We start from the raw sequence: 23,269 nt of genomic DNA, 5'->3' as shown, positions 1-23,269 counted from the left end.
ACACGTGGATGTGTGATTCCTGCTAATAAAATTTCAATGAAACAACCGGATAATGTGCGGCGAGAGATACCCCAATTAAATATCAATTTCTTATTCAAAAAATTCAATCCCTTTGTTCAGGCGCTGGCCTTGCAGATCTGCGGTAATACGGCGGAAGCAGAAGATGCGGTCCAGGACGCTTGGATCACCGTATTTACGCATGGACATCAGCTAAGACAGGCAGATTTGTTTCTTCCCTGGCTGAAAAGGATCGTTATCAATTCATGTCATCAGTTAACGCGCAAGGGCAGGCGGACAGTTCTTGTCGAGGAACTGCCTGAGAGCGACAAAATGATCGAAGACAGTATTGAATTAAAGTTCGAACAAAACGGACGACGGGACACCCTTCATACTGTGCTGGCTGAACTGCCCGTTCATTTACGCGAAACCGTCATGCTGAGGTATCTTACAGGTTATAATTCTTATGACCACATCGCTGTCATTACCGGTGTTCCCGTAGGAACTGTGCGAAGCCGGCTCAGCGATAGTAAAAAGAAGCTGTCAAAACTATGGAAACTATCTGAGGACGCCGATCCCACAGCCTTTGCGAAAGACCAATACTGGAACAAATATTATGAGGAAATTTGTCCAGGAGCCTATAAGGACAAAAATTTGCTTTCTGACCTGTATGACCACATCGCCGGCGATCTTAAAATCGTGTTTACCAGCGGAAAAACAGTTATCGGACGACGCATGTTCGAATTGGGCATTGAGGACGATATGGATCATGGCAGCTTCATCAGGTCTGTAGATCAATGCAGTTCCAGCGGAAATCTGACCGTACTTAAAGTTACTTTCGCGAACAACCCGGACTTTCCATCACACTGCCCCCCGGGAGCATACCTGACTTTTATACGTAAAAATGATCAGCTTTCAGAAATGAAAATGTATCACGCCGCCCGGCGGGTGGACAGTGATTTCTGTTAAAATTTCCCGGCCATCCGAACTTTTGTAATGGTACCTGCATCTTAAAATAAACTTATGATTGATCTGTTAGCAAATTTGCAGCCGGTAGTACTTGTCGCAATGCTCATACTGATGTATTGCATTGAAAATGTGCTGCCCTATTTGAATCCCCCGGCAAACAAAAAAAAGCATTATGGGAGGAATTTTATTATCTCTCTCGTTTCATTTTTATTAAATGCCGTTCTCGGGGCGGTTGTGGTAATGTTTGTGGAACTTACCGCCCAAAATCACTGGGGCTTATTAAATCAGTTTGACCTGCCTCCCGTTTTTGCCTGCGTGGCCGGCATTTTATTGTTCGACTTCGGCAGTTACCTGACCCATAATCTCCAGCATAAAGCACCATTTCTGTGGCGCTTTCACCGGATTCATCATTCCGATTATCACCTGAACGTATCTTCATCGCTGCGGTTTCACCCTGTAGATGTCATCGTTTCCCAGTGTCTTTATCAGTGCATCGGAGTCGTTCTGATCGGGTTACCGATTACAGCGTTCGTCATTTACGGATCCATTGCAATCCCACTACTGATCATGCAGCACAGTAATGTCCGGTTTTCCGAAAAATTCGAGCGAATCGCAAGACTCGTATTTGCAACGCCGGGCTGGCATAAAATCCATCATGCGGCTGAACAAAAAGATACCGACTCGCACTACGGCGATGTATTTACTTTTTGGGACAGAATATTCGGTACCTGGGGCAGAAAGCAGCCGCATGAAATAGGTTATGGTCTTGCTGAATTCAGCGAAGATAAACATCACCGGGTAGGATACCTGATGGCATCACCGTTTAAAAAAAATAATTCTCCGCGTTCCTGATCAAGATAGCCGGCATCTTCCGGCGTTAAAATAGCTCCGCTGCGGTTTCAGTCGTGAGTTTGTAACAATAATTCCGTAAAGACGCCGGTCTTAGTACTCCTTGCTGACCGGCGTTTACTACTATTTGCTCGCGCTTTGATATAAGCTATCGAAACTGATTTCTTATTAAAATCACTAACATTATAGTGAAGCAATTATTTTTGCCGCAATTTGTCGGTCTGCCAAATACCGGCAATACCCGGACCGACTGACGACGTAAATTGTTCTTCCTGCAATTTCATCATCATACGGCTGCATTAGCTGTTCATCCTCTGGGTCCCGTATAATCTTCGTGCCGGCGTTTTTTCTTTCGAGGTTCCTCTGCTGTACAAAAATGCAGTGGTTTATCAGCAAGCAGAACAGCATATCTCTGAATCGGCTTTCAGAAAATAAGCTTCGGAATCTCCAAATCCTGCAATTGATAAACCCTTTCATATTGTTCAAATATCAACAATCCCGATACCCCTTGACGACATGCGAATTGATTTTTGAAAGCGAACAAAACGCAAATTACTGATTTGGTGCATGTTGCGACATTGGCACCATAGATGCCTATAAAAGTTAAACCCGACAGAGCGGGTATTTAAACCACATCTTAATTTTTAAAACAATGAAAACGACTACCAAAACTTTTACACGAAGAATCCTGGCGGCATTAGCGTTACCGGCACTGCTGACGGCAGCATTCTTAACAACATCAAAAAATGCTGCGGCGCAGAAGCCGCACATCAAAAACGTGGTACTCGTACATGGCGCGTTTGCAGATGGATCCGGTTGGAGAGCACTTTTTGATATTCTTACCAAAAAAGGTTATAACGTAACGATCGTTCAGAACCCGCTGACTTCACTGGAAGCTGATGTTGAAGCCACAAAGATCGCCCTTGATAAACAGAACGGGCCGGCTATCCTTGTAGGACATTCATGGGGCGGCTCGGTGATCACTGAAGCCGGTAACCATCTGAAGGTAGCCGCCCTGGTTTACGTATCGGCTGTTCAGCCGGATAAAGGCGAATCGGCCCTGACCCAGCTTCAGTCTGCACCTACAGCAAAAGAAAGCGGCATCCTGCCTCCAGACGTCAATGGCATTGTTTATTATGAAAAATCAAAGTTCCACGGAGGGTTTTGCGCAGATGTCCCGGCTGATCAGGCCGCCTTTATGTATGCATCACAGGGCCGTTTCTATGCCAAAGCATTCGCTACGCTGATCACTGATCCGGCCTGGAGGCACAAACCTACTTATGCCTGTGTAGCCACTGAAGACAAAACCATCAACCCAAGCATACAGCGCAGAATATATGCGCGATCAAAATCAAAGGTAACCGAAATCAAAGGCAGTCACGTGATTTTCATGTCACAGCCCGGCCTGGTTGCCAAGGTGATCGAACAGGCGGCGGCAGAAAACAAATAATTCACTGAATTCAGCTGTAAAAGACAACTCCATTAAATCAACGCTTTTTAAAACTTAAAAAAATGAAAACATCGATTAAAAACGTGGTTCTTGTTCATGGCGCATTCGCCGATGGTTCAGGTTATGAAGCCCTTTACCATGTGCTAACTGACAAAGGGTATAATGTACTGGTGGTACAAAATCCGCTAAGCTCACTTGAAGAAGATGTCAACCAGACAAACATCGTGCTGGACAGGATTGGCGGCCCGGTAGTCCTGGTTGGCCATTCATGGGGCGGCGCAGTAATCACCGAGGCCGGTAACCACCCGAATGTTGCAGCCCTGGTTTACGTTGCTGCTTTGCAGCCGGACAATGGCCAATCAGCGCTCGACTGCATTACCTCACTTCCTCCTTCGGAAGACAACGCCATTCTGCCGCCTGATGACAAAGGCATCGTTTACAACTCCAAAGAAAAATTCCATGGAGGCTTTTGCGCCGATCTTGATGCCAGGAAAGCAGCATTCATGTGGGCATCACAGGGTGCATTTTACGCCAAAGCATTTTCAACCCCGATTACCAATGCCGCATGGAAAACAAAACCATGCTGGGGCTGCGTAGCGACCGAAGATAAGACAATCAATCCGGACATTCAGCGCAACATGTACAGCAGATCAAAAACAAAAATCACAGAGATTAAAGGAAGCCATGTAATCTTCATGTCGCAGCCTGAATCGGTAGCCGAAGTAATTATTGAAGCGGCCGAAAGCTTTGTTAATTAATCAATATTCAAAAATCATTTCACAAAGAGTTAACATTCTTCATTGCACCGGTAATCACTTATTAAAATTTAAAATCAAACGTTATGAACACACAAAAAAAACCTTCAATTGTATTATGCCATGGCATTTGGGCAGATGCTTCATGCTTTAACAAGTTACTTCCTAAACTAATAGCCGACGGGCATGAAGTAATCTCAGTGCAATATGGCCTGACTTATTTTGAACACGATGTTGCAGCAATTAAACGTACGATCAGCCGCGTAAGCAGTCCTGTTATACTTGTAGGTCACTCATATGGCGGTGCTACAATTACTGCCGCGGCAAATGATGAGCGCGTTGTTGGACTGGTATACATTGCTGCGGTGGCACCTGCCCCTGGTGAAACAGTGAATGATCAGCTTAAGAAATTTCCTTCGGATATTTTTACGCGTATTGAAGTTGCCGATGGTCGTGTTTGGATGCTCCCGTCAGGTACTGAGTTCTTTGCCGGTGACCTTCCGGAAGATGAGCAAAAAGTGGTTTGGGCAACACATTATGCCCCTGCTGCCGAACTGTTTGACCAGCAAAAAATAGACGTTAACACCTGGGATACTAAACCGAGCTGGTACATCTTATGTACCGAAGACCACACGGTTCACCCGGACCTGCAGCGCTGGGTTTCTAAACGCATGGGCGCAAAAGTGATAGAGATTGTAAGCAGCCACGTGCCAATGCTGTCACACCCTGAAGTAGTTGCAGACGTTATTAATCAGGCCGCTGCAGCAGTTTAAGAAACTTCTTAGTGTTCGTTACAAAGAGACCGCCTTGGCGGTCTCTTTACTATTTGTTATCAACCTTGGATGTCACCGTCTTAAGTGCTAAGGTCAACGCAGAAGCGGCTGAAGCAAAAGAATTGTAACTCCAAATGAAGATGTCCGGATATCATTAAAATTGTGGATTAATTTAAACCCAAAAGGAAATTATCAGACCTGTGGGAATTTGCCGGAACGATTTGGACGCGTTTTTTCAATATTGAGTTTCTTCAACCGGGAATTGAGCGTGGGTACTTTAATTCCCAGGACTTCCGCAGCGCCACCCGGCCCGTAAACTTTCCAGTTGCACCGTTCCAAAACCGCGATGATGTGCTCTCTTTCCACTTCTTCAATCGTCCTCATATAATTATTCACTGAATTTGATTTCGGCGAATGATCAAAGAGGTCACAGATCGAAGTAATAACCGGGGCGGTGGTCAGCAAAATGCTGCGATGAATTATATTTTCTAACTCGCGCACGTTTCCAGGCCAATCATAGTTCAACAGTTCCTGAATGGCCTGATCACTCATCCCGGTAACGGTGCTGCCTTCAAGTTTGCTCAACTTCCCGATGAAGTAATTGATCAACAAGGGAAGGTCCTGCTTCCGATCCCGAAGGGGAGGGGAAACCAAAGGAAAAACGTTGAGGCGATAATAAAGGTCGGCACGAAACCTTCCCGATACGATGTCTTCCTGAAGGTTTCGGTTCGTTGCAGCTATTACACGGACATTTACTTTTTTCGTTTTTCCGCCGATAACCTCGACTTCTTTTTCCTGCAATACCCTTAAAAATTTGGACTGCACCTCGAGCGGCAGTTCTCCGATCTCGTCCAGGAAGATCGTGCCCCCCTCGGCCTGTTCAAAACGACCGATCCGCTTGTCAAGGGCACTGGTAAATGCCCCTTTTTCATGACCGAAAAGCTCAGATTCGATCAGGGTTGGTGGCAATGCAGCGCAGTTGACCGATATGAGCGGCTGCCTGGCTCTCGCGGACAAAAGATGAATGTTCCGGGCGATCAGCTCCTTGCCGGTGCCGCTTTCACCAATGATCAATACAGAGACATCGGAGGAGGCGATCCGCAAAATCTGCTGCTGTAGCTTCTTCATTTGCTGCGACTCGCCGATCATGCCAGGGAACAGGCTGGAATCCTCAGCCTGCCCGGACGCCGAATTCAGGCGCTGCGATGTCAGTGCGAGATTTTCACGATGGGCATACAGCGCTATTTCCAGCATGTTAAGAATATCCTTCTCCCGAAAAGGCTTGGTCAGAAAGCCGTACGGCCGCGTTGTCTTGGCTGCATCAAGAAATTGTTGTTTTGAGTTGCCCGACAGGTATATAAAAGCGATATTTTTTCGTGAAAGCAGTTTCGCGAGATCTATTCCGCTTAACTTGCCTTTAAGGTGGATATCCAGCAATACCAGATCGGGCGATTCTTGTTCAATGACCTTGACTGCTGATGAAACAGAACGCGCTACCGTACAAACGCGGTAATCTGCCCTTTTCAGCATCACCTCAAGATTGTTCGCCTCAATATATTGATCTTCAACGATCAGGATCTTAGCTTTATATTTCATCCTGACAAATCTTTATTTCCTGAATAACTTCTCTCTTAAATTCGACCCTTAACTATTCGATTATTTAATCGCAAGTTGATTAAATTTCAAGTAATAATAAGAAATTTTAACCAATTACCACAGTTCAGGAGCTGTATGCCTGGGCTGGGTTGAAAAGGAATTTTTGCAGGCGTGGCCATTTGTTCATATTTCACTAAATGAAAAGGCCACTTTGTTGGTATATCACCAATTAAACATCCTTATTCCGTTGAAAGATACTGTAAAACAGTATGTTATAAAGGGGCATTCCATTTGCAGATTTTTTTCCGGAATCTTGATATTTTTTTTGCTGATACTCAAAAAATGTTTGTCGAGGCCGGGAATCATTTCATGATAATGCAAGTGATCGGCCGCTTCCATTTTAAACTATTGATTATGGAAAATTTTAACAATGAAATAGCGAGCGGGCATCTTTTTATACCGGAATTACGGAAAGCGATTGCCAATGTCCGTGACCGGAACGAACTTTGGAAATTATTGTCTCCAGCTTTGAAGGAGCTGGCAGATTTTAAAAATTTTCACATTCATTCGGTCGATCATCATACAAACACGTATTTCCCCTTTTTAATTGACAAGGGCTCCGGCGCACGCAATTTAATTGAATTCCGGGCGCTCTCCAATACAAGGGCCCCATTGGACGACGTGATCGTTCGCGATGCGATCAGCTCTGATAAAAGTTTCGTGATATCACTGGCAGAAGTTGTTAAGGCTAAATCGGTTCCTTTTTGGATACGGGTTAACTACGACTATGGCATCCGTGAAGCGCAGGTGACACCGCTCAGGATTAAAAACGTCATCGTTGGTATCTGCTATTTCTGGTCAGAAAAAAACGGCGCTTTCAGCAAGCGCTTCATGGAAGTTATGGATGGCGTGTCCACTGAGCTTGCCTATGCGGTATCAAATACGATCATTCATGAGATCGTGGATCCAAGCGGATGGATTAATGAATTGCTGCTGTCGTTCAGCCACCACCTTTCAGAGGTAAGGACACGCGCCGATCTGGGACTTATAGTAGAGCAGGAACTTAAACAGCTTGTTCATTTCGATGAATACCTGATAACTGCGATCGATGCAAAAAATACAGACGACTGCATACTTGTGACCAGCTTTACGGCTTATCCCGAAATCCTTGACTGGGTCCGGACAAGAATGAGCGGAGAATTTATCTGGCAGCATGCGGCCAATTCTGCTGCTCCATTCATTATAAACATTGAAGATCTGGTCTTCAATTGCACCCCTCCTTGTCTTACCGATACTAAAGCCGAAGATGCCGGAGAGGTGATGCTGACCATTTTGCCGGATGCAGGCAAAGGGGAATTTGGTCTGATACTGATATCTTATAATAAAAATAGCTTTGAGCCTGCTGACAGGCATTTTGTTCAATGTATATCACGCCATCTGGGAACAGCTGTGGTCAACATTCTCATCGATGAAGAGCTTGAGCGTAAAGAAAAGCAAAGGTCTCTGTTATTATCTTTCAGCCATGATATTGCGGCAGTACGTAACAAGCAGGATCTTACTCTGGCGATCGAAAAAGCCGTTGCCCAACTCTCGAACATCTCCAGGTTCGTGATCCGCGGCATTAACGAAGATGAAAAAACTATGAGTCTTTTTCTTTATGACAGCCATGTCAGGCGGGCTATCGAGGAATTGGGGCATCATTTTGTTCTCGACGCCGTTTATCCAATAGATGATGGCATATCGGATGTGGTGCTGGATGGCAACGATACCATAGTCTATGTTCTTCAAGATTGGATCGACGCGGGTAAAGCACCATCTTATTTTCATTTCTGGAGGAGCATGGGTGTAGACAAATGTGTCGCAACACCTCTAAAAACTGGCACACGGAAACTGGGTATCTTTTGGGTAGATTCGGACGAACCAGATGTAGATATGATCGACAGTATGTGCGCGCAGATCTCAATAGCCATGTCAAATATTCTTGCAAACGAACAATTGCTCAGATATAAGCAGCAACTGGAGATCGAAAACGAGCATTTACAGGAGCAGATCCGGTCCATCTATAATTTCTCCGATATCATCGGAACAAGTGCGCCTATGCAGCGCGTGTATCAGCTTATGTCACTGGTAGCGCATTCAAGTGCTACAGTGCTTATTCTCGGTGAAACCGGTACCGGGAAGGAATTAATCGCCAGGGGTATCCATGAATCTTCTCCGCGGAAGAATAAATTAATGGTTAAGGTAAATTGTGCTGCGCTGCCGGTCACGCTTATCGAATCGGAACTTTTCGGGTATGAGCGGGGTGCATTTACAGGTGCATTTGAAAGAAGGATTGGCAAGTTTGAACTGGCCCATAACGGAACGCTCTTCCTGGATGAAGTGGGCGAATTGCCGCTGGAAGTTCAGGTCAAGCTTCTGCGGGTAATCCAGGAGCGTGAATTTGAGCGGCTTGGCGGAAAAGTGACGATCAAGGTTGATGTTAGGATTATAGCGGCCACAAACCGGAACCTTCTGACGGAGGTTGCAGAGGGTCGTTTTCGATCTGACCTGTATTATCGCTTAAACGTCTTCCCGATACTCATTCCGCCGTTACGTGAGCGGCGGGAGGACATACCTTACCTTGCACACTTTTTCCTGGGTAGGTATAATAAAAATCAGTTGTGTAAGGTGACCGGTATTTCCGCCGGCGCGATGAACGATCTCAAATCTTACAATTGGCCTGGAAATGTCCGGGAACTGGAACATATGATCGAGCGCAGCGTGCTGCTTTCAAACGGCAAGATACTGAACCGTATATATCTTCCTGATGTGGACAATCAGATCGATGTCGGAATACCTAAAAGAATAACCAATCTGGCAGGGGTCGAAAAGCAGCACATCGTTGATGTTCTGCGCCGCTGCGGCGGTAAAATTTCCGGAAAAGGCGGAGCTGCGGAGCTATTGAAACTGCCGCCGTCGACGCTAAATTCCAAAATGAGAAAACTTGGAATCACCAAAAATTCAAACATCGAATAAACACAGTTCATGCTTGAAAATACAACAGACTGAACCGAAACTTCAAATGAGGTAAACGTCCAAAAGGAACTACTTTTTGTCCATTGCTACACCTTTAAATGGGCTGTATTTTTGCCTTTGAAAATTCATTCATCAAATCGTAATCACCTATGAAACCCGTCAATCCAATCCTGATTGCCTCCATAATTTGCTTAAGTTTTATAACACAGGTATGTGCTCAAACTGATCAGGGCAGCATACCTAAAGAAACATCCGCGTTAATTGCTGCTTTGAACCGGATATATAGCCAGGCGTTTGAGAAACATAAGGCCGAGCTGATCTTACGGTGCTATGCGGAAGATGCTTCGATCCTGGCACCAAACGCACCGACAATCAATACGCCGCAGGGAATTCTTGCTTTTTTCAACGGCGGTTACGCGCACGGTATCCGAAAAATCACATTTCATACAACAAAGCTTTTTGGCTACAGCGGCACTTTTGTAAATGAAGAAGGGCGTTACGAACTAAAAAACGGACAGGGAAAAACCATTGATGAGGGTAAATATATTGTTGTTTGGAAAAAAACAGATTCCGGCTGGAAAATGTACAGGGATATCTTTAATACAAACCTTGCTGTTAATAAGTAATCGTTTGATCATTAAGTTAAAAAGGCTTTTGGTATTTCCCGCAAACGTGGAAATAGCCAGGCTTCCAATCCGACTTCTTTGCTATGATGTAAATAATTTGTCTATGAAGATCTTTTCAATTTCCGGCACCTGCCTGCTGATGCTTTTTTGCACGAGTTCAGTATCAGCGCAAATTATTTTAAAAACCCGAAGTACCCTAATGACGAAAATTGATAATGCCACAGGTAAGCCAACGTCTTTATCCGCCGGGCCGCTTTTTCAGTATGGTATTGCCAATGCATTTATCAACGGGGTATATGAAGGAAAACTGACAACCGCAGACCTGAAACGGGAAGGAGATTTTGGACTCGGTGCACCGAATCTGATTGATGGCGAACTAACTGTGATCGACGGTAGAGCTTACCAGACAACTGCAGACGGGACAACCCGGGAGGCACCTGACACGCTTAAGACGCCTTTTGCATTCGTAAGCACCTTCCGGGCCGACACAGTGGCATCATTATTAAACATAAAGAGTTTAGATGAGCTTTTTCTGAAGCTGCAAGCCCTTTTGGCTAACAAAAGCACCATATATGCGGTACGTATCACAGGGATGTTTTCACAAATAGAAACGCGCGCTTTTTCACCTGTAAGTTCCAAGCCGTTTAAGCCGCTTACGCAATTGCTGGCAAAGCAGCACCTTTTCCAATATGATCAGATGTATGGTACTATGGTTGGATTTTACATGCCGCCTTATCTTTCCGGCCTTAATATCGTGGGCCTGCATTTTCACTATTTATCGGCTGATCGAAAAAAAGGAGGCCATGTAGTGAACCTCCGGGCTGATCATCTCAAAGTAGAGCTGTCAGAAATTAATGGTTTCCATTTACACATTCCCGACACCGAAGATTTTCGATCATTTGGCTTTTCCTCCGGCAACAGTCACGACCTGAATGTAATTGAAAAGGGAAAGAATTAGGCGTTTTACGAAGGCTGATCGTGTCTTCACGAATAATTGTAAATCTGCAGAATACCCTATCCATTCTGATCTTTCGGGAGATCGAAATGTTCCTGTTTACGTAACTTCGATTGATACTGTAGTCTGTATTGCTGGGGGGAGAGCTGCTGTGTTTTTGAAAACAATCTTGAAAAATAGGCTTGGTCACGGTATCCTAATTCATGTGCGATATCTTTTATCGGTTTCATGGTGGATGACAGCAATACCCTGGCCTCATTCATGACCATTTTTTGGATCCAATAGCTGACTGTGAAGCCGGTTGAAGCTTTGATCGCCTGATTGAGATAGGGTGTAGACAATCGCAACAGATCGGCGTAATCGGCAGGCTTTTTCATTTCCCTAAATTTACTCAAAAGCAGTGCTTTGAATTCTCTTGTGATCGCCGAAAACCGACCATTCTCGTCATGAAATGCGGAAGTCGCCACCGCGTATTCTTCGGTTATCATTCCAGAAATAATATCGATCAACCCTTTTCTCACGGTCAGTCGGCTGAAACCATACAACGATTCCTGAAGCTCTTCGTTCAGGAACCGCATGGCTTGTTTAAATCGCTTGGCCTTCACAGAAGAAATGGGAACAGCCATTTTTCCGTAATAATGTTCGCTAAGCTTGAGTCGTAAGGTTTCCTTGATCAAAGATGAATTCAGCGCAAGGATCCAGCACTCCGTTTGAGATCTGACATGGCGGCGTAGCTGACCCGGCAAAATGAAGTATACAGACCGGCCTTTTATCTCAACCTGTTCTTCATCGACCATGAGATATAGATATCCTTTTTCCTGAAATAGAAGCATATAATCAGCATCACGATGAGGAAGATTTACCGGATCAGCTACGTCAATATTAGTAAAGCGGTTGATATAGACTTCAGATGAGGCGGTTTCCGGGGTAATCACCCCGGCAGGTTTTTTTCCTTTATTCATGGCTTATAATTTATCAGCAATTATTGCTGTGATGAGAATAAGAAGCCATTAAAATTCCCTTGATGCCGTTATCGCAATTCACCAGACGAATAGATTTGGTTTCCATACCTCCGATGTGGCGCTGAAGAGAAAGCCCGCCGTTTATCCTCGAAATTCTGATGATGATAAGCTTAACCGCAGTTGTCCATTCCCGGCGATAATTTTCACCGAATATTTTTCGATGTATTCCGCTTAGACGATAATATTTAGGATGGATCACGATAGAAAAGCTATCGGCGAAATTTTTATTCGAAATCTGTGCAATTACTGCAACGGACAATGCCAGCCCGCGCAGCGATGTTGTTATCTTTTTCATATCGAATATCTTAAATTTGTTGAACTGCTTGCCTGCTTGGGTGGCGTTTTTTCCCGCCTTAGGCGTACTCAAAATATTCAAATGCGATGCCATTTTATAAAATATTGATTTACAGTATTTTAATCACTATAAAGCTTTAAGATATTGCGAAATTACGTTGATGCGATTTCAAAACTATTGATATATGAACAATCAGGATTCATCCTTACGCGTATCGATATAATCGCCTATGACACGGATTGACGCATTTGATAGTTTTGGATGAGGGCAACTTTCAGTCCTTTGCGCTACCACTCTCTGAATGCTTTAAAGAGTATTTTTGACTATTTTGACGAACAGGTGTGGATATTCCGGCATGCTTGACCATGCTTTTTCGTGCCCGTTAGACCAACGAGTTGTGTCGATGAATATTTGAGTTCAAAAAAGTGATTCAGGGATATAGCATGGTCAATGCGTAACTGAATGCTCTGAACTCACTTCCGGAATGCAGTGGTCAACGGCTTCGGAATATCCATAATAGGTAAAATGTACTACTTAAAATACAAGACGACATGGAAATTAGAGAGGCGAAAAATACCTCTGAGGTATAAAAAAAGCTCTTTTTGTTAGAAAAAGAGCTTTTGAATGTTTGTGACCCCGGAGAGATTCGAACTCTCGACCCAATGATTAAGAGTCATTTGCTCTACCAGCTGAGCTACGGAGTCATAATAGTGGATTTTGTTGGGCTGCAAATATGCACATTATTTTCTTTTTGCCTATGAAAAAGGCTTGTTGTTAGTAATTATTTCAATCTGTTAAATGTAAAAATATTTAATATCGATTGATCTGCCTTTACGAAAGGCATCTTCTGTTTTTCATCTTTAGCGCCAGCTAAATAGTTTTAGTAATAACTTCATAACAAAATATTGATTTCCTTGTTGTATTTTCAACAAAAACTACTTATATTGTAAAAATTAACACCTACTCCTATGAAAAAAAGAAAATTACTCAAAATTAATAAGCTACAGTATGAAAGTGTTGTTAAAGACTTCATCACTCAAAATGGCTTAAATGTTCAATATTCGTATACTAAAGATCATTTTTACCTGTTTAGCGACGAATCTACAATCAATCAGCTTGAAACCCAGGCTATCAGAGCCAACTTATAAAATATAAAGGCCCGGAATTATATACTCCGGGCCTTATTTAATTCGTTGTTATTTTATTATACAGCAGCATATAAATCTTCCTGTTGTTTTTGTACTACAGGGCTGTTGATGTATTCATCATAGCTCATAAGCTTATCAATATAACCGCCCGGTGTTAATTCAATAATACGGTTGGCCACGGTTTCTACCAGTTCATGATCTCGTGAGGTGAACAGGATAGTGCCGCGGAAGTCTTTCATGCCATTATTAAGAGCTGTGATCGATTCCAGGTCAAGGTGGTTGGTTGGCTCATCAAACATCAAAAGATTGGCTTGTTGCAGCATCATACGGCTAAACATGCAGCGCATTTTTTCGCCACCTGATAATACGTTGCTTTTTTTCAATACCTCTTCACCTGAGAATAACATGCGGCCTAAAAAACCACGAATAAACTGATCATCTTTTTCGCCCGGAGAATATTCACGTAGCCAGTCTATAAGATTATCATCTTTGCCTTTAAAATACTCGGCATTATCAATAGGAATATCCGCCGGGTTAATAGTAACACCCCATTTGAAGGTCCCTTTAAAGTCGGTATCCCTGCCGGTTAAAATATTGTATAAGGCAGTTGTGGCTAAGCTGTTTTGAGATATAATTGAAATTTTATCACCTTTATTAACGGTAAAACTGATGTTGTCAAACAACACTTCACCGTTAAGCGATTTTTTTAGATTTTCAACCTGCAGGATCTGGTCACCAGCTTCGCGGCCTAAATTGTTGAATATAATTCCTGGGTATTTGCGGTTGGATGGTTGGATCTCGTCAATATTGATCTTATCCAATGCTTTTTTACGGCTGGTTGCCTGTTTTGATTTTGATGCATTGGCACTAAACCTGCGAATAAATTCCTGCAATTCTTTAACCCGCTCTTCTGTCTTTTTATTCTGGTCTGAGCGTTGTTTTAAAGCTAACTGGCTCGATTCATACCAAAACGTATAGTTACCAGTGTAAATGGTCATTTTGGCAAAATCAATATCCACCACGTGAGTACACACGGTGTCAAGGAAGTGCCTGTCGTGCGATACTACCAGTACAATAGCTTCATACGATGCCAGGAAATCTTCAAGCCAGCTTACAGTGTGGATGTCCAAATCGTTGGTAGGCTCATCCAACAGCAGGATATCAGGTTTACCAAACAATGCCTGGGCTAATAATACACGTACTTTTTGAGTATTATCAAGGTCTTTAACCAACTGATAGTGAAATTCTTCTTTAATGCCAAGATTGCTCAGCAGGGTAGCGGCGTTGCTTTCGGCATTCCAGCCGTCCATTTCAGCAAAAAGGTTTTCCAGTTCGCCGGCACGTTCGCCATCTGCATCGCTAAAATCTTCTTTAAGGTAAATGGCGTCCTTTTCCTTCATGATGGCATACATTTCCTTATGGCCCATCATTACAGTTTCAAGAACTGTAAATTCATCAAAAGCATAATGGTTTTGACTTAAAACAGCCATTCGTTCGCCGGGAGTAAAGCTCACCGAGCCGCTGGTAGGATCAATATCGCCCGAAAGAATTTTCAGGAATGTTGATTTGCCCGCTCCATTGGCGCCAATAATGCCATAGCAATTGCCTTGTGAAAATTTCAGGTTAACGTCTTCAAATAAAGTACGCTTACCATAACGTAAAGAAAGATTGGATACCGTGATCATGCTGCACCTCTAATTTGGCGCAAAAATACGGTAAAATCTTTATTTTAACGATATACCGCGCCGATATTATGGTTGAGGATTTTTTTGAGCGGTAATTTTCCCCATAAATTTAATTCGTGGGTATACAATTACACAGAAATGATAATTGAATGTAGACTAAAAGTGCATTTAATGCGTTGTAAAGGAACATTTTACCAATTATAGCACAATGGTACAGCCTTTGACTAACATTCAATACAATAATTAATTAAAATATTTAACAATGGTCATGGGAGCTTTAATCATAGGTTTAATTATCATCAATGTGGTAATAGCCATCAACAATACACAAAAGCGCAAAGTATATTAATAAACTTTGCAAAAATGCTGCGGGTTTAGTTTAAGATATCAAACAAACTCTGAGTTTCATGGTCGGCGAGTTTCTGAAGCGGACCTGATGCCAGCATTTTCATCATCATGCTAAGCTCAGCATTAATGGTGAATAAAATATCAGTGTGGTCGTTATTGAAAGATAACGACCATTTTAGTTCAAGATCAAACGGAGGCTTCTCAGCCGGGATGATCCTTATCAACTCATCGGGAATACGTTCCTCAATTTTCAAAGCAAGCTTGGCCATATTCTGGATACTGAAGCGGGCCTCATTTTTTGTAGATACCCATTCCTGGATATTATCAGGCATTAGCTGCTTGTGATTGTTAAAATCGGCCAGAAAATTGTAAACCTCAGATAAGGGCTTATTAATGCTTATTGTGCTTGTAAAGGTATTCATAGATAGATTTGAGATATTGGACATGAGATTTGAGACCAATTACACCGACTATTAACCATCAGCGCCATCGAAATCAAAAAAATCAGAGGTCTTAATTTGCAGTTATTTCGCCCCAGGTTGATGGGTTTTCGCGCCATTGTTTAAGCAGGTTTACATCTTTTTCGTTGATGAATTGATGCTCTTCGGCGTATTTAATAAGTGCGTTATAGTTTGACAAGGTTACGTAAGGGCAGTTAGCCTGTTTGAAATTTTCATCGGCAATGTCAAACCCATAGGTAAATATTGCAGCAAGGCCGGCAACATCATAACCTGCGACACGCAAGGCTTCAACAGCTTGTAAGCTACTTTTGCCGGTTGAAAGTAAATCCTCAATAACTACAACACGTTTGCCTGATGTAGTGGGCGCATCACCTTCAATCAAACTCCCTGTACCATGCTCTTTAGGTTTTGAGCGTACATAGATAAAAGGAAGGCCTAATTCTTGTGCCACCAATGCACCTTGCGGAATGCCTGCTGTAGCAACACCCGCAATGCAGCCAACCGAACCGAATTTTTCCTGTATAGCTGCAACTAATTGCTGCCTGATGTAGGTGCGGATGGTTGGATGAGAAAGGGTAACGCGGTTATCGCAGTAAATTGGAGATTTCCAACCCGATGCCCATGTAAAAGGATTATTGGGTTGTAATTTAATTGCTTTAATTTGCAGTAGGAATTCGGCTACTTGTTGTTCGATCTCATTATTAGTAAACATGGCTCAAAAATACAGAATTTATATTAACGAAAAGGTTATCCTGCTCACAGAATCTGAACCAAAGCATGCGGATAATTTTGAAAGGCTTGATGCAGAGACTTTTGACTTAAAAATTATATACACCTGGATCCTCGCTAACCCCAATAAACTGTTTTATATAAAAACAGCTAACGCCAAAGTATACCTTAAGGCTGTTAAGAAAAACATTACACTTATTGAAGCGGCAGGCGGCCTGGTTATGAACACTAAGGGGCAATATTTATTTATTTATCGTAACGATAAATGGGACCTACCTAAAGGCAAAATAGAAAAAGACGAAAAAATAAAAGAAGCAGCAGTACGTGAAGTAGAGGAGGAGTGCGGTATAAAAGTGAGCGAACTGGGAGAAAAAATTTGTAAAACCTACCATGTGTATGTGAACCGCGGCGAAGTAGTACTTAAGAAAACTCATTGGTTTGCCATGAAAAGCAAGGGCAAGGAGAAACTAAAACCTCAAAAAGAAGAGGGTATTACCGATGTGCGCTGGTTTGAGCACGAGCATATCGAGCCCATAATTGAAAATACTTTTCCATCCATTATGGATGTGCTGCATAAAGAAAAGTTGGTTACAAATAAGGTAATGCCTCTTTCGGAATAAACTGACTTACATCGCCATTATAACGGATAATCTCGCGCACAATGGTTGAGCTTATAGACGAGTAACCTGGCTTGCTCACTATGAATATGCTTTCGATATCAGGTGCCAGCGAGTGGTTCATTTGGGCTATGGCCTTTTCATATTCAAAATCAGACACCGTACGGATCCCCCTGATCATGTAAGCTGCGCCTATACTCTTACAAAAATCTACAGTAAGGCCCTCATAGGCTATTACGTGGATTCGTTCGTCGTGCGCGAATACAGCCCTGATCATTTGTTCGCGTTGTTCAATCGTTAACAGCCCTTTCTTGCTGCTGTTTACACCTATGCCAATGTACAATTTATCAAAAAGTTCAACAGATCGCTTTACAATATCAACGTGTGCCTTCGTAATGGGATCAAATGAACCTGGGAATAGGGCTATTTTCATGCAGTAAAATTAGTGAATAGTTGATAAGATCGACCGCCCGAAGCATATTTTTTCCTTATTGGGCTACAGCGTTTTAAAGTAAATTGTTGATCTGCGCGTACTGCAAAAGCATAATAGTTTTGGCATCCTTTATTTCTCCTGTTCTTACCATTTGCAGGGCTTTGCCGAATGGCATTTCTAAAACTTCAATATTTTCATTTTCGTGAGCAAGACCACCTCCTTCACTAACTTTCATTTCTTTGGCATATTCGGCTACAAAAAAGTAAAGGATTTCGGTAACCGATCCAGGCGACATGTAGGCTTCGAAAACTTTTTTTACGTCCGTTATTTTTCTTCTTCGGTTTCCTTACGAATACAATCTTCCGGATTATCCTTGTCAAGCAAACCGGCGCAACACTCAATCAACATCCCATCCGGATTTCCGTTAATATAAGTTGGAAGCCTGAATTGCCGGGTTAAAATGACCGAGGCATGTGCTTTATTATAAAGCAAAATGGTTGCGCCATTGCCCCGGTCATAAGCCTCTCGATTTTGTATAGTGATACTTCCATCGTTTTCTGTTACCTCGTAAGTCACCTTTTTAAGTACGTACCAGTTATCTGATAAAATAGCAGTGTTAAGGATGTTAATCTGATTCATCTTATTTGATCATTTGTGATTAATATTGATTATTTTTGAACGAAAATAGGATTAATAAAATGAACTTTCCTAAAAGAAAACAAAAAATAATTGAGCAACTTAATCATACAGGAGAAGTTGATATTAAGCAATTGGCTGTTGAACTGAACATCTCAGAGATCACAGTGCGGCGCGATCTGAACCAATTAGCAGCAGATGGATTACTTTACCGCACCCATGGGGGGGCAACAAAAGTCGATCCCCTTGAAAAACCGCATAGTTTTGTAAATAAAAGCGCTCAAAATGCTGCTGTAAAAGATGCCATTTGCCGCTTGGCAGCAATGCAGATCAATGACGGGGATATTATTTTTATGGATTGCGGCAGCACTGTGTTCAGGCTTTGCCAGTTCATTAAAAACAAGAAGATAAAGGTTATAACAAATTCATTACCTGTAATATATGAATTACAAGACTGCGCCGTAAGTGTCAATATAATAGGAGGGGAGCTCGATAAAGAGCGAAAAGCCGTTCATGGCACAACTGCTATTGAGCACATCCAAAAGTACAGGGCAACCAAAGCTTTTTTGGGCGTTGATGGTATTTCTAAAACAGGTTTGTTTGCCAATAGTGAGCATGAAGCATCAATAACAACTGCTTTTGCTGCCAACAGCGCTTACACTTATATCTTATGCGATGCCGGTAAAATAGGAAGAGAAACCTACCTTAATTTTGCAGGCTTAGATATAATTGACGCCATCATTACAAATGCGGATACCAATCAGCTAGAAGGCTTTAAAGATACGGGCATAACTGTTTTAAAATCAGATATTTAAACCGGCCTGAAAAACGAAAACGACGAATGCCCGTATTTTCTTTGTTCCACAAAAGAAGGGTGATTGCTCAAATTTTGAAGTGATTGATGTTCAACTATCAACAACCCGTCAGGTTTAAGCAAATTCTTTTCAAAAATAACTTTTGGCAGATCGGGAATCCTGTTAAGATCATACGGCGGATCAGCAAATATTAGATCATATTGTTCAGTTTCAATATTCAGGTATTTGAATACCTCTTCCCGGTAAGTTTTTATTTGTGTAAGCTTATGCTGACGGGAGGTATCTTTAAGATAATTTATGCAGTGGATGCTTCTATCCACAGAAATAACCTCCGATGCCCCGCGTGAGGCAAACTCAAGCGAAATATTGCCGGTACCTGCAAACAGATCAAGCACTTTAATACCTTCAAACTCAATTTGGTTAAGCAGGATATTAAATAAAGCCTCCTTTGCCAAGTCGGTTGTAGGGCGAACGGGAAGATTCTTTGGTGGGTTAAGCCTTAAGCCTTTTAAACTGCCTCCTATAATGCGCATAATGAAAGAGCCGCTATCGATAACACCCTGTGAGCTACAACCTCTGCCGGTAGCTGTAATACCTCTAAATTATTAACTTCAGCCTTAGCAAAAAATTCTGCCAGGCGACTTAAAATTTTATCATCAGCGTCAAGGTCGCCGCTTAAGTACAAACTGGTGCTTTTAGGTTCCAGGTTAAGCTCTTTAGCAACCAGCACAGTAAAATAAGCAAGCTCATCAGCTTCCTTAAACTCAAATGAATTATAAAAACGAAGCTTATTGGAAGCAAAATAGCTTATTTCTACCTTGTCCTTTTCAATGTTGAGATAAAGATCATTATTACCAGCATTGTTTCGGGCAATAGCAGCTAACCAGCCTTTTGAAGTAAAAACGGTGTTCCGGATCCCAAATTCCTCGGCAGCGTTCACAATCGCCTCATTGGTTTTGTAAACGATGATATTTTCCTGATCTAACGTTTGTGCCAAAACTTTGCTATCGGACTTCACATCAAGAAAGCGGGCAAAGTTAGGCAGGCGATCAGCGGTAAATAGTTCAGCAGGCACCAGTGTAAAGCTATAGGCCGGTAGCCCGATAACTATTTGTTTGTACTTAGCTGATAAAAGATCAAGCAATTCCTGCGGGTCACTGAGTTCATCAAATGGGTAATTTTCGGCCCATGCAATTAGGGAACCGTTATTGCTTATGGCGTACGAAAACGATTTGTCTTCAACCTGTATTAATAAAGTATAATCTTCAGTTTTATCCAAACTAAAGTTATCATCGTGGTAAGTGTAATTATGTTCGTTCATACCGGTTTTAACAAAAGTAATATTTTTTGGCAGATACAGTAATTACCCTGGCCAAAATTGGTATGTCATTATAAAATACGAGTCAATATTGCCAGCAGGATAAATATCAAAATTGGTAAGCCTACCGGTTTAGGGTAATAGTCGTTATCAGGAAAATACCTCCTGAAAAAGAACTGACTGAGAACAAGTGCACCAACAAGGCCCAAGCCTACATTAAGACCTGCTACTGAAAGCATTGCCGTAATTTGCGCAGGTGAGGGTTGGCCGCCTTTAGCGGTTATGTTCATAGCATCAATAACTAATTGCAAGTCGATGCCCGAATGCTGTATAATAAAGTAGGAGAGATAAAAAAAGAACAAAACAAAAGCCAGTACTGCCGGCACTGCCTTTTTATACCCGGCATTGTATAAATTGATAACCAGCAACACGCCGCCAAATATTAAATTAAAAAACGAAAACCAAAATATCGCCCTTTTGGAGTAAATATCAACATAGTCGTCTTCTGTATATTTTTCTTCCTCTTTGTTTTCGTCAAATTCCATGGCCCAAATGTAAAACTAATCTTACTGAATTAAATTACTTATCATCATTTTTGCAGGGTGTCAAGTCCCGATCATATCCGTCAGTCATTTCCGCACGAGCCAACAAGCCAGCAAACGGAACTTTTTAGCAAGCTTCATACTTTTTTAAAAAGTACCGAAGGCGACGAATGCTTTATTCTGAAGGGGTATGCAGGCACCGGAAAAACAACTATAGTAGGGGCACTGGTAAAAGCGTTGAGGTATTATAATTACAAAGCCGTGCTGCTGGCGCCAACAGGTCGCGCCGCCAAGGTCATTACCAATTACTCCGGGCGCAAGGCTTTTACCATCCACAAACGTATCTACCGTAAAAAATCGGCTTTGACTATGGATGATGGCTTTGCCCTTGCAGATAACCTGGCCAGCGATACCCTTTTTATTGTTGATGAGGCTTCCATGATCTCGGACGAAGCGATGGGCAGCAACCATGTTTCACTACTATTCGATTTACTGCGATATGTTTATAACGATAAAAACTGCAAGCTGATACTGGTAGGCGATACTGCCCAGTTGCCGCCCGTGGGTGCCGATAACAGCCCCGCGCTTGACGAACAGGTAATGAACGGAAAGTTTGGCATCACCATATTTAAATATGAGCTTACCGAAGTATTGCGCCAACAAAAAGATTCGGGCATATTGTTTAACGCTACCAATATTCGCGACCTGATCCGCACCGAAACCATCGAAGCCCCTAAAATAGTAACCAAGGGATTTAAAGATGTTTTCAGAATGACGGGGGAGCGGTTGCCCGAAGGGTTGGAATATGCCTATCGTAAATATGGCTATGACCGTACGCTCATCATTTGCCGCTCAAACAAAAATGCTAACTTATATAACGGGCAAATCCGCAACCGGATTTTATACCGGGAAGAGGAGCTTACCGGCGGCGACCAGATCATGATTGTGAAGAACAATTATTTCTGGCTGCAGGATAAGGACGAGAACAGCACTGCATTTATTGCCAACGGCGATATTGCCCGTATAGTAAAAGTGCGCCGCACTGAGGATATGTATGGTTTTCGTTTTGCCGACGTGCAACTGGAATTTATTGATTATTCCGACGACCCCACCCTGGATTGTAAGGTTTTACTCGACACCCTTTATGCCGATTCGCCGGCATTGAGCCAGGAAGACCAGAAACGGTTTTACCAGGAGGTAATGAAGGATTACGAACATTTACCCAATAAAAGGGCCATGCACAATGAGCTGAAGCTTAATCCTTATTATAATGCCTTGCAAATAAAATTTGCCTATGCCATTACGTGCCATAAAGCACAGGGTGGGCAATGGGATGCTGTTTTTGTTGATCAGGGCTATGTTACCGACGAAATGATCAATATGGATTTTCTGCGATGGTTTTATACCGCACTCACACGTGCTACTACCGAATTGTTTTTAGTAAATTTTGATAACAGGTTTTATAAAGTAAAAGAGGAATAATTAATAAAGCTATTGCATTTTATTTTTTCTTAAACTATTGACAGTTAAGTTTTTAATTACTAATATTTGTAACTAAAAACCAACATCATGAGCCTGAACTTAAAACTTAAACGCACAGATAAAACCCCGCAATCAACCATCGGCGAATTATCAGTAAACGATGTATTTGAATGTTTTATATTGGAGGATGTAGACCGGGGACTAAATAGCAATATGACGCTTGCTGAAATTGCTTCAATCAAGATCAAAACTCAAACAGCCATTCCTACGGGAACCTATAACGTGGTGAAATTTTTCAGCCCAAAGCACAACGAAAACCTGCCGTTATTAGAGAATGTGCCTGGTTTCGCCGGGATTGAAATCCATGTTGGCAATTTTGCGAAAGATACCGATGGATGCCTGCTCCCTGGTGAAGAAAAAGGCGTTGATTCTGTATTACACAGTACAGCAGCTACAGCTAAACTCAATAAAAAGATTTTTGAAGCCCTTAATGCTGGTGATACGGTAACTATTGAAGTGGTTTAACTTTAACCCGTGAAAATTAAAGATGCTTGTCATACTGAGTGTTTAAATCCGTTGGGCTCTGAAGAAGAAATGATATTAAGTAAAGAGGGCCGGTCGCCCTGAGCCGGTCGAAAGGTCGCGCGCAGAGGCCCACCTGCCATACTTCGACGAACTACCCATGACATAATAAATGAAGGATGTTCCCGTCAGCAGGTAAGCTTCGGGTGAAAGCGGGCAGAACAATGGTGG

25 protein-coding genes and 1 tRNA gene are annotated in these 23,269 nt (G+C 42.4%); 13 read left to right on the top strand and 13 right to left on the bottom strand.

Features of this window, described 5'->3' with window-relative positions; all coding sequences use genetic code 11:
• Positions 1-36 precede the first annotated feature (36 nt).
• The 5 genes from AC1DUD_RS26340 to AC1DUD_RS26320 all read left to right on the top strand — a co-directional run bounded on the left by AC1DUD_RS26340 (position 37) and on the right by AC1DUD_RS26320 (position 4,793).
• A complete protein-coding gene (locus tag AC1DUD_RS26340) occupies positions 37-966 on the top strand; it encodes an RNA polymerase sigma factor (RefSeq protein ID WP_477380054.1) in 930 nt (309 codons plus the stop codon).
• Between the two features lie 54 nt (positions 967-1,020).
• Positions 1,021-1,818 (top strand): sterol desaturase family protein, encoded by a 798-nt coding sequence (locus AC1DUD_RS26335; RefSeq protein WP_477380052.1) that lies wholly within the window; start codon positions 1,021-1,023, stop codon positions 1,816-1,818.
• 649 nt (positions 1,819-2,467) lie between these two features.
• Positions 2,468-3,265 carry an alpha/beta fold hydrolase gene (locus AC1DUD_RS26330; RefSeq protein WP_477380050.1) on the top strand — a complete coding sequence of 266 codons (798 nt, stop codon included), beginning with the start codon at positions 2,468-2,470 and terminating at the stop codon, positions 3,263-3,265.
• A 62-nt stretch (positions 3,266-3,327) separates the two neighbouring features.
• Complete coding sequence (locus tag AC1DUD_RS26325; protein WP_477380048.1) at positions 3,328-4,023, top strand: alpha/beta hydrolase; 696 nt, start codon at positions 3,328-3,330, stop codon at positions 4,021-4,023.
• Between the two features lie 83 nt (positions 4,024-4,106).
• A complete protein-coding gene (locus AC1DUD_RS26320) occupies positions 4,107-4,793 on the top strand; it encodes an alpha/beta hydrolase (RefSeq protein WP_477380046.1) in 687 nt (228 codons plus the stop codon).
• A gap of 192 nt (positions 4,794-4,985) precedes the next feature.
• Here the strand turns inward: AC1DUD_RS26320 and AC1DUD_RS26315 are convergent, their stop codons facing one another.
• Entirely contained in the window at positions 4,986-6,389 is a 1,404-nt protein-coding gene (locus AC1DUD_RS26315; RefSeq protein WP_477380044.1) for a sigma-54-dependent transcriptional regulator, read from the bottom strand.
• Between the two features lie 414 nt (positions 6,390-6,803).
• On the opposite strand from AC1DUD_RS26315, the gene AC1DUD_RS26310 reads away from it, so the two are divergent.
• From AC1DUD_RS26310 to budA, 3 genes are all read left to right on the top strand, one after another.
• A complete protein-coding gene (locus AC1DUD_RS26310; protein ID WP_477380042.1) occupies positions 6,804-9,404 on the top strand; it encodes a sigma-54-dependent Fis family transcriptional regulator in 2,601 nt (866 codons plus the stop codon).
• Positions 9,405-9,553: 149 nt separating this feature from the next.
• Complete coding sequence (locus AC1DUD_RS26305) at positions 9,554-10,030, top strand: YybH family protein (protein WP_477380040.1); 477 nt, start codon at positions 9,554-9,556, stop codon at positions 10,028-10,030.
• A 199-nt stretch (positions 10,031-10,229) separates the two neighbouring features.
• Positions 10,230-10,988 (top strand): acetolactate decarboxylase, encoded by a 759-nt coding sequence (gene budA / locus AC1DUD_RS26300; protein ID WP_477380038.1) that lies wholly within the window; start codon positions 10,230-10,232, stop codon positions 10,986-10,988.
• Between the two features lie 56 nt (positions 10,989-11,044).
• Here budA and AC1DUD_RS26295 read toward each other — a convergent pair whose 3' ends face one another.
• The 3 genes from AC1DUD_RS26295 to AC1DUD_RS26285 form a co-directional block, all read right to left on the bottom strand.
• Positions 11,045-11,947 (bottom strand): AraC family transcriptional regulator, encoded by a 903-nt coding sequence (locus AC1DUD_RS26295; RefSeq protein ID WP_477380036.1) that lies wholly within the window; start codon positions 11,945-11,947, stop codon positions 11,045-11,047.
• A 13-nt stretch (positions 11,948-11,960) separates the two neighbouring features.
• Positions 11,961-12,395 (bottom strand): hypothetical protein, encoded by a 435-nt coding sequence (locus tag AC1DUD_RS26290; protein ID WP_477380034.1) that lies wholly within the window; start codon positions 12,393-12,395, stop codon positions 11,961-11,963.
• Positions 12,396-12,933: 538 nt separating this feature from the next.
• A tRNA-Lys gene (locus AC1DUD_RS26285) sits at positions 12,934-13,006 on the bottom strand.
• Between the two features lie 264 nt (positions 13,007-13,270).
• On the opposite strand from AC1DUD_RS26285, the gene AC1DUD_RS26280 reads away from it, so the two are divergent.
• A complete protein-coding gene (locus tag AC1DUD_RS26280; RefSeq protein ID WP_121225147.1) occupies positions 13,271-13,450 on the top strand; it encodes a hypothetical protein in 180 nt (59 codons plus the stop codon).
• Between the two features lie 56 nt (positions 13,451-13,506).
• Here AC1DUD_RS26280 and AC1DUD_RS26275 read toward each other — a convergent pair whose 3' ends face one another.
• The 3 genes from AC1DUD_RS26275 to pyrE all read right to left on the bottom strand — a co-directional run bounded on the left by AC1DUD_RS26275 (position 13,507) and on the right by pyrE (position 16,656).
• On the bottom strand, positions 13,507-15,135 hold the full coding sequence (locus AC1DUD_RS26275; protein WP_477380031.1) for an ABC-F family ATP-binding cassette domain-containing protein: 1,629 nt from the start codon (positions 15,133-15,135) through the stop codon (positions 13,507-13,509).
• 374 nt (positions 15,136-15,509) lie between these two features.
• Complete coding sequence (locus AC1DUD_RS26270; RefSeq protein ID WP_477380029.1) at positions 15,510-15,905, bottom strand: SRPBCC family protein; 396 nt, start codon at positions 15,903-15,905, stop codon at positions 15,510-15,512.
• Positions 15,906-15,996: 91 nt separating this feature from the next.
• Positions 15,997-16,656: an orotate phosphoribosyltransferase gene (gene pyrE / locus AC1DUD_RS26265; protein WP_477380027.1), complete on the bottom strand. Its 660-nt coding sequence runs from the start codon at positions 16,654-16,656 to the stop codon at positions 15,997-15,999.
• Here pyrE and AC1DUD_RS26260 point away from each other — a divergent pair.
• Entirely contained in the window at positions 16,655-17,293 is a 639-nt protein-coding gene (locus AC1DUD_RS26260) for an NUDIX hydrolase (RefSeq protein WP_477380025.1), read from the top strand. The two genes, pyrE and AC1DUD_RS26260, sit on opposite strands and share 2 nt — an antisense overlap.
• Here AC1DUD_RS26260 and coaD read toward each other — a convergent pair.
• The 3 genes from coaD to AC1DUD_RS26245 all read right to left on the bottom strand — a co-directional run bounded on the left by coaD (position 17,262) and on the right by AC1DUD_RS26245 (position 18,362).
• On the bottom strand, positions 17,262-17,723 hold the full coding sequence (gene coaD / locus AC1DUD_RS26255) for a pantetheine-phosphate adenylyltransferase (protein WP_377025532.1): 462 nt from the start codon (positions 17,721-17,723) through the stop codon (positions 17,262-17,264). The genes AC1DUD_RS26260 and coaD overlap by 32 nt on opposite strands.
• Positions 17,724-17,796: 73 nt before the next feature.
• Entirely contained in the window at positions 17,797-18,018 is a 222-nt protein-coding gene (locus AC1DUD_RS26250; protein WP_477380022.1) for an NUDIX hydrolase, read from the bottom strand.
• Positions 18,019-18,047: 29 nt separating this feature from the next.
• Complete coding sequence (locus tag AC1DUD_RS26245) at positions 18,048-18,362, bottom strand: NUDIX hydrolase (protein ID WP_477380020.1); 315 nt, start codon at positions 18,360-18,362, stop codon at positions 18,048-18,050.
• 59 nt (positions 18,363-18,421) lie between these two features.
• Here AC1DUD_RS26245 and AC1DUD_RS26240 point away from each other — a divergent pair, with 59 nt between their 5' ends.
• Positions 18,422-19,174 (top strand): DeoR/GlpR family DNA-binding transcription regulator, encoded by a 753-nt coding sequence (locus AC1DUD_RS26240; RefSeq protein ID WP_477380018.1) that lies wholly within the window; start codon positions 18,422-18,424, stop codon positions 19,172-19,174.
• Here the strand turns inward: AC1DUD_RS26240 and rsmD are convergent.
• The 3 genes from rsmD to AC1DUD_RS26225 form a co-directional block, all read right to left on the bottom strand.
• Entirely contained in the window at positions 19,171-19,707 is a 537-nt protein-coding gene (rsmD, locus tag AC1DUD_RS26235; RefSeq protein WP_477380016.1) for a 16S rRNA (guanine(966)-N(2))-methyltransferase RsmD, read from the bottom strand. The genes AC1DUD_RS26240 and rsmD overlap by 4 nt on opposite strands.
• The gene (locus AC1DUD_RS26230) at positions 19,695-20,495 is read right to left on the bottom strand and encodes a DUF3822 family protein (RefSeq protein WP_477380014.1); all 801 of its coding nucleotides are present in this window, start codon (positions 20,493-20,495) and stop codon (positions 19,695-19,697) included. The genes rsmD and AC1DUD_RS26230 overlap by 13 nt, the downstream gene beginning before the upstream one ends.
• A 68-nt stretch (positions 20,496-20,563) precedes the next feature.
• A complete protein-coding gene (locus tag AC1DUD_RS26225; RefSeq protein WP_477380012.1) occupies positions 20,564-21,037 on the bottom strand; it encodes a hypothetical protein in 474 nt (157 codons plus the stop codon).
• 57 nt (positions 21,038-21,094) lie between these two features.
• Here AC1DUD_RS26225 and AC1DUD_RS26220 point away from each other — a divergent pair, with 57 nt between their 5' ends.
• Both AC1DUD_RS26220 and AC1DUD_RS26215 read left to right on the top strand, forming a co-directional pair.
• Positions 21,095-22,516, top strand: a complete 1,422-nt coding sequence (locus tag AC1DUD_RS26220; RefSeq protein WP_477380010.1) for an ATP-dependent DNA helicase — start codon at positions 21,095-21,097, stop codon at positions 22,514-22,516.
• 87 nt (positions 22,517-22,603) lie between these two features.
• A complete protein-coding gene (locus AC1DUD_RS26215; RefSeq protein WP_477380008.1) occupies positions 22,604-23,041 on the top strand; it encodes a DUF5675 family protein in 438 nt (145 codons plus the stop codon).
• The last annotated feature ends 228 nt before the right edge of the window (positions 23,042-23,269 follow it).

Source organism: Mucilaginibacter sp. P4_A11, assembly GCF_056402535.1.
Note: the sequence above shows the minus strand (reverse complement) of the source record. Positions and strands in the feature narration are given on the sequence as shown.

Coding starts and splice junctions, on each gene's coding strand:
- AC1DUD_RS26325 (WP_477380048.1), top strand. CDS start 3,328: ATGAAAACATCGATTAAAAACGTGGTTCTTGTTCATGGCGCATTCGCC.
- budA (WP_477380038.1), top strand. CDS start 10,230: ATGACGAAAATTGATAATGCCACAGGTAAGCCAACGTCTTTATCCGCC.
- AC1DUD_RS26315 (WP_477380044.1), bottom strand. CDS start 6,389: ATGAAATATAAAGCTAAGATCCTGATCGTTGAAGATCAATATATTGAG.
- AC1DUD_RS26215 (WP_477380008.1), top strand. CDS start 22,604: ATGAGCCTGAACTTAAAACTTAAACGCACAGATAAAACCCCGCAATCA.
- AC1DUD_RS26320 (WP_477380046.1), top strand. CDS start 4,107: ATGAACACACAAAAAAAACCTTCAATTGTATTATGCCATGGCATTTGG.
- rsmD (WP_477380016.1), bottom strand. CDS start 19,707: ATGCGCATTATAGGAGGCAGTTTAAAAGGCTTAAGGCTTAACCCACCA.
- AC1DUD_RS26280 (WP_121225147.1), top strand. CDS start 13,271: ATGAAAAAAAGAAAATTACTCAAAATTAATAAGCTACAGTATGAAAGT.
- AC1DUD_RS26275 (WP_477380031.1), bottom strand. CDS start 15,135: ATGATCACGGTATCCAATCTTTCTTTACGTTATGGTAAGCGTACTTTA.
- AC1DUD_RS26260 (WP_477380025.1), top strand. CDS start 16,655: ATGGCTCAAAAATACAGAATTTATATTAACGAAAAGGTTATCCTGCTC.
- AC1DUD_RS26290 (WP_477380034.1), bottom strand. CDS start 12,395: ATGGCATCGCATTTGAATATTTTGAGTACGCCTAAGGCGGGAAAAAAC.
- coaD (WP_377025532.1), bottom strand. CDS start 17,723: ATGAAAATAGCCCTATTCCCAGGTTCATTTGATCCCATTACGAAGGCA.
- AC1DUD_RS26305 (WP_477380040.1), top strand. CDS start 9,554: ATGAAACCCGTCAATCCAATCCTGATTGCCTCCATAATTTGCTTAAGT.
- AC1DUD_RS26240 (WP_477380018.1), top strand. CDS start 18,422: ATGAACTTTCCTAAAAGAAAACAAAAAATAATTGAGCAACTTAATCAT.
- AC1DUD_RS26245 (WP_477380020.1), bottom strand. CDS start 18,362: ATGAATCAGATTAACATCCTTAACACTGCTATTTTATCAGATAACTGG.
- AC1DUD_RS26295 (WP_477380036.1), bottom strand. CDS start 11,947: ATGAATAAAGGAAAAAAACCTGCCGGGGTGATTACCCCGGAAACCGCC.
- AC1DUD_RS26335 (WP_477380052.1), top strand. CDS start 1,021: ATGATTGATCTGTTAGCAAATTTGCAGCCGGTAGTACTTGTCGCAATG.
- AC1DUD_RS26330 (WP_477380050.1), top strand. CDS start 2,468: ATGAAAACGACTACCAAAACTTTTACACGAAGAATCCTGGCGGCATTA.
- AC1DUD_RS26310 (WP_477380042.1), top strand. CDS start 6,804: ATGGAAAATTTTAACAATGAAATAGCGAGCGGGCATCTTTTTATACCG.
- AC1DUD_RS26250 (WP_477380022.1), bottom strand. CDS start 18,018: ATGTCGCCTGGATCGGTTACCGAAATCCTTTACTTTTTTGTAGCCGAA.
- AC1DUD_RS26270 (WP_477380029.1), bottom strand. CDS start 15,905: ATGAATACCTTTACAAGCACAATAAGCATTAATAAGCCCTTATCTGAG.
- pyrE (WP_477380027.1), bottom strand. CDS start 16,656: ATGTTTACTAATAATGAGATCGAACAACAAGTAGCCGAATTCCTACTG.
- AC1DUD_RS26225 (WP_477380012.1), bottom strand. CDS start 21,037: ATGGAATTTGACGAAAACAAAGAGGAAGAAAAATATACAGAAGACGAC.
- AC1DUD_RS26340 (WP_477380054.1), top strand. CDS start 37: ATGAAACAACCGGATAATGTGCGGCGAGAGATACCCCAATTAAATATC.
- AC1DUD_RS26230 (WP_477380014.1), bottom strand. CDS start 20,495: ATGAACGAACATAATTACACTTACCACGATGATAACTTTAGTTTGGAT.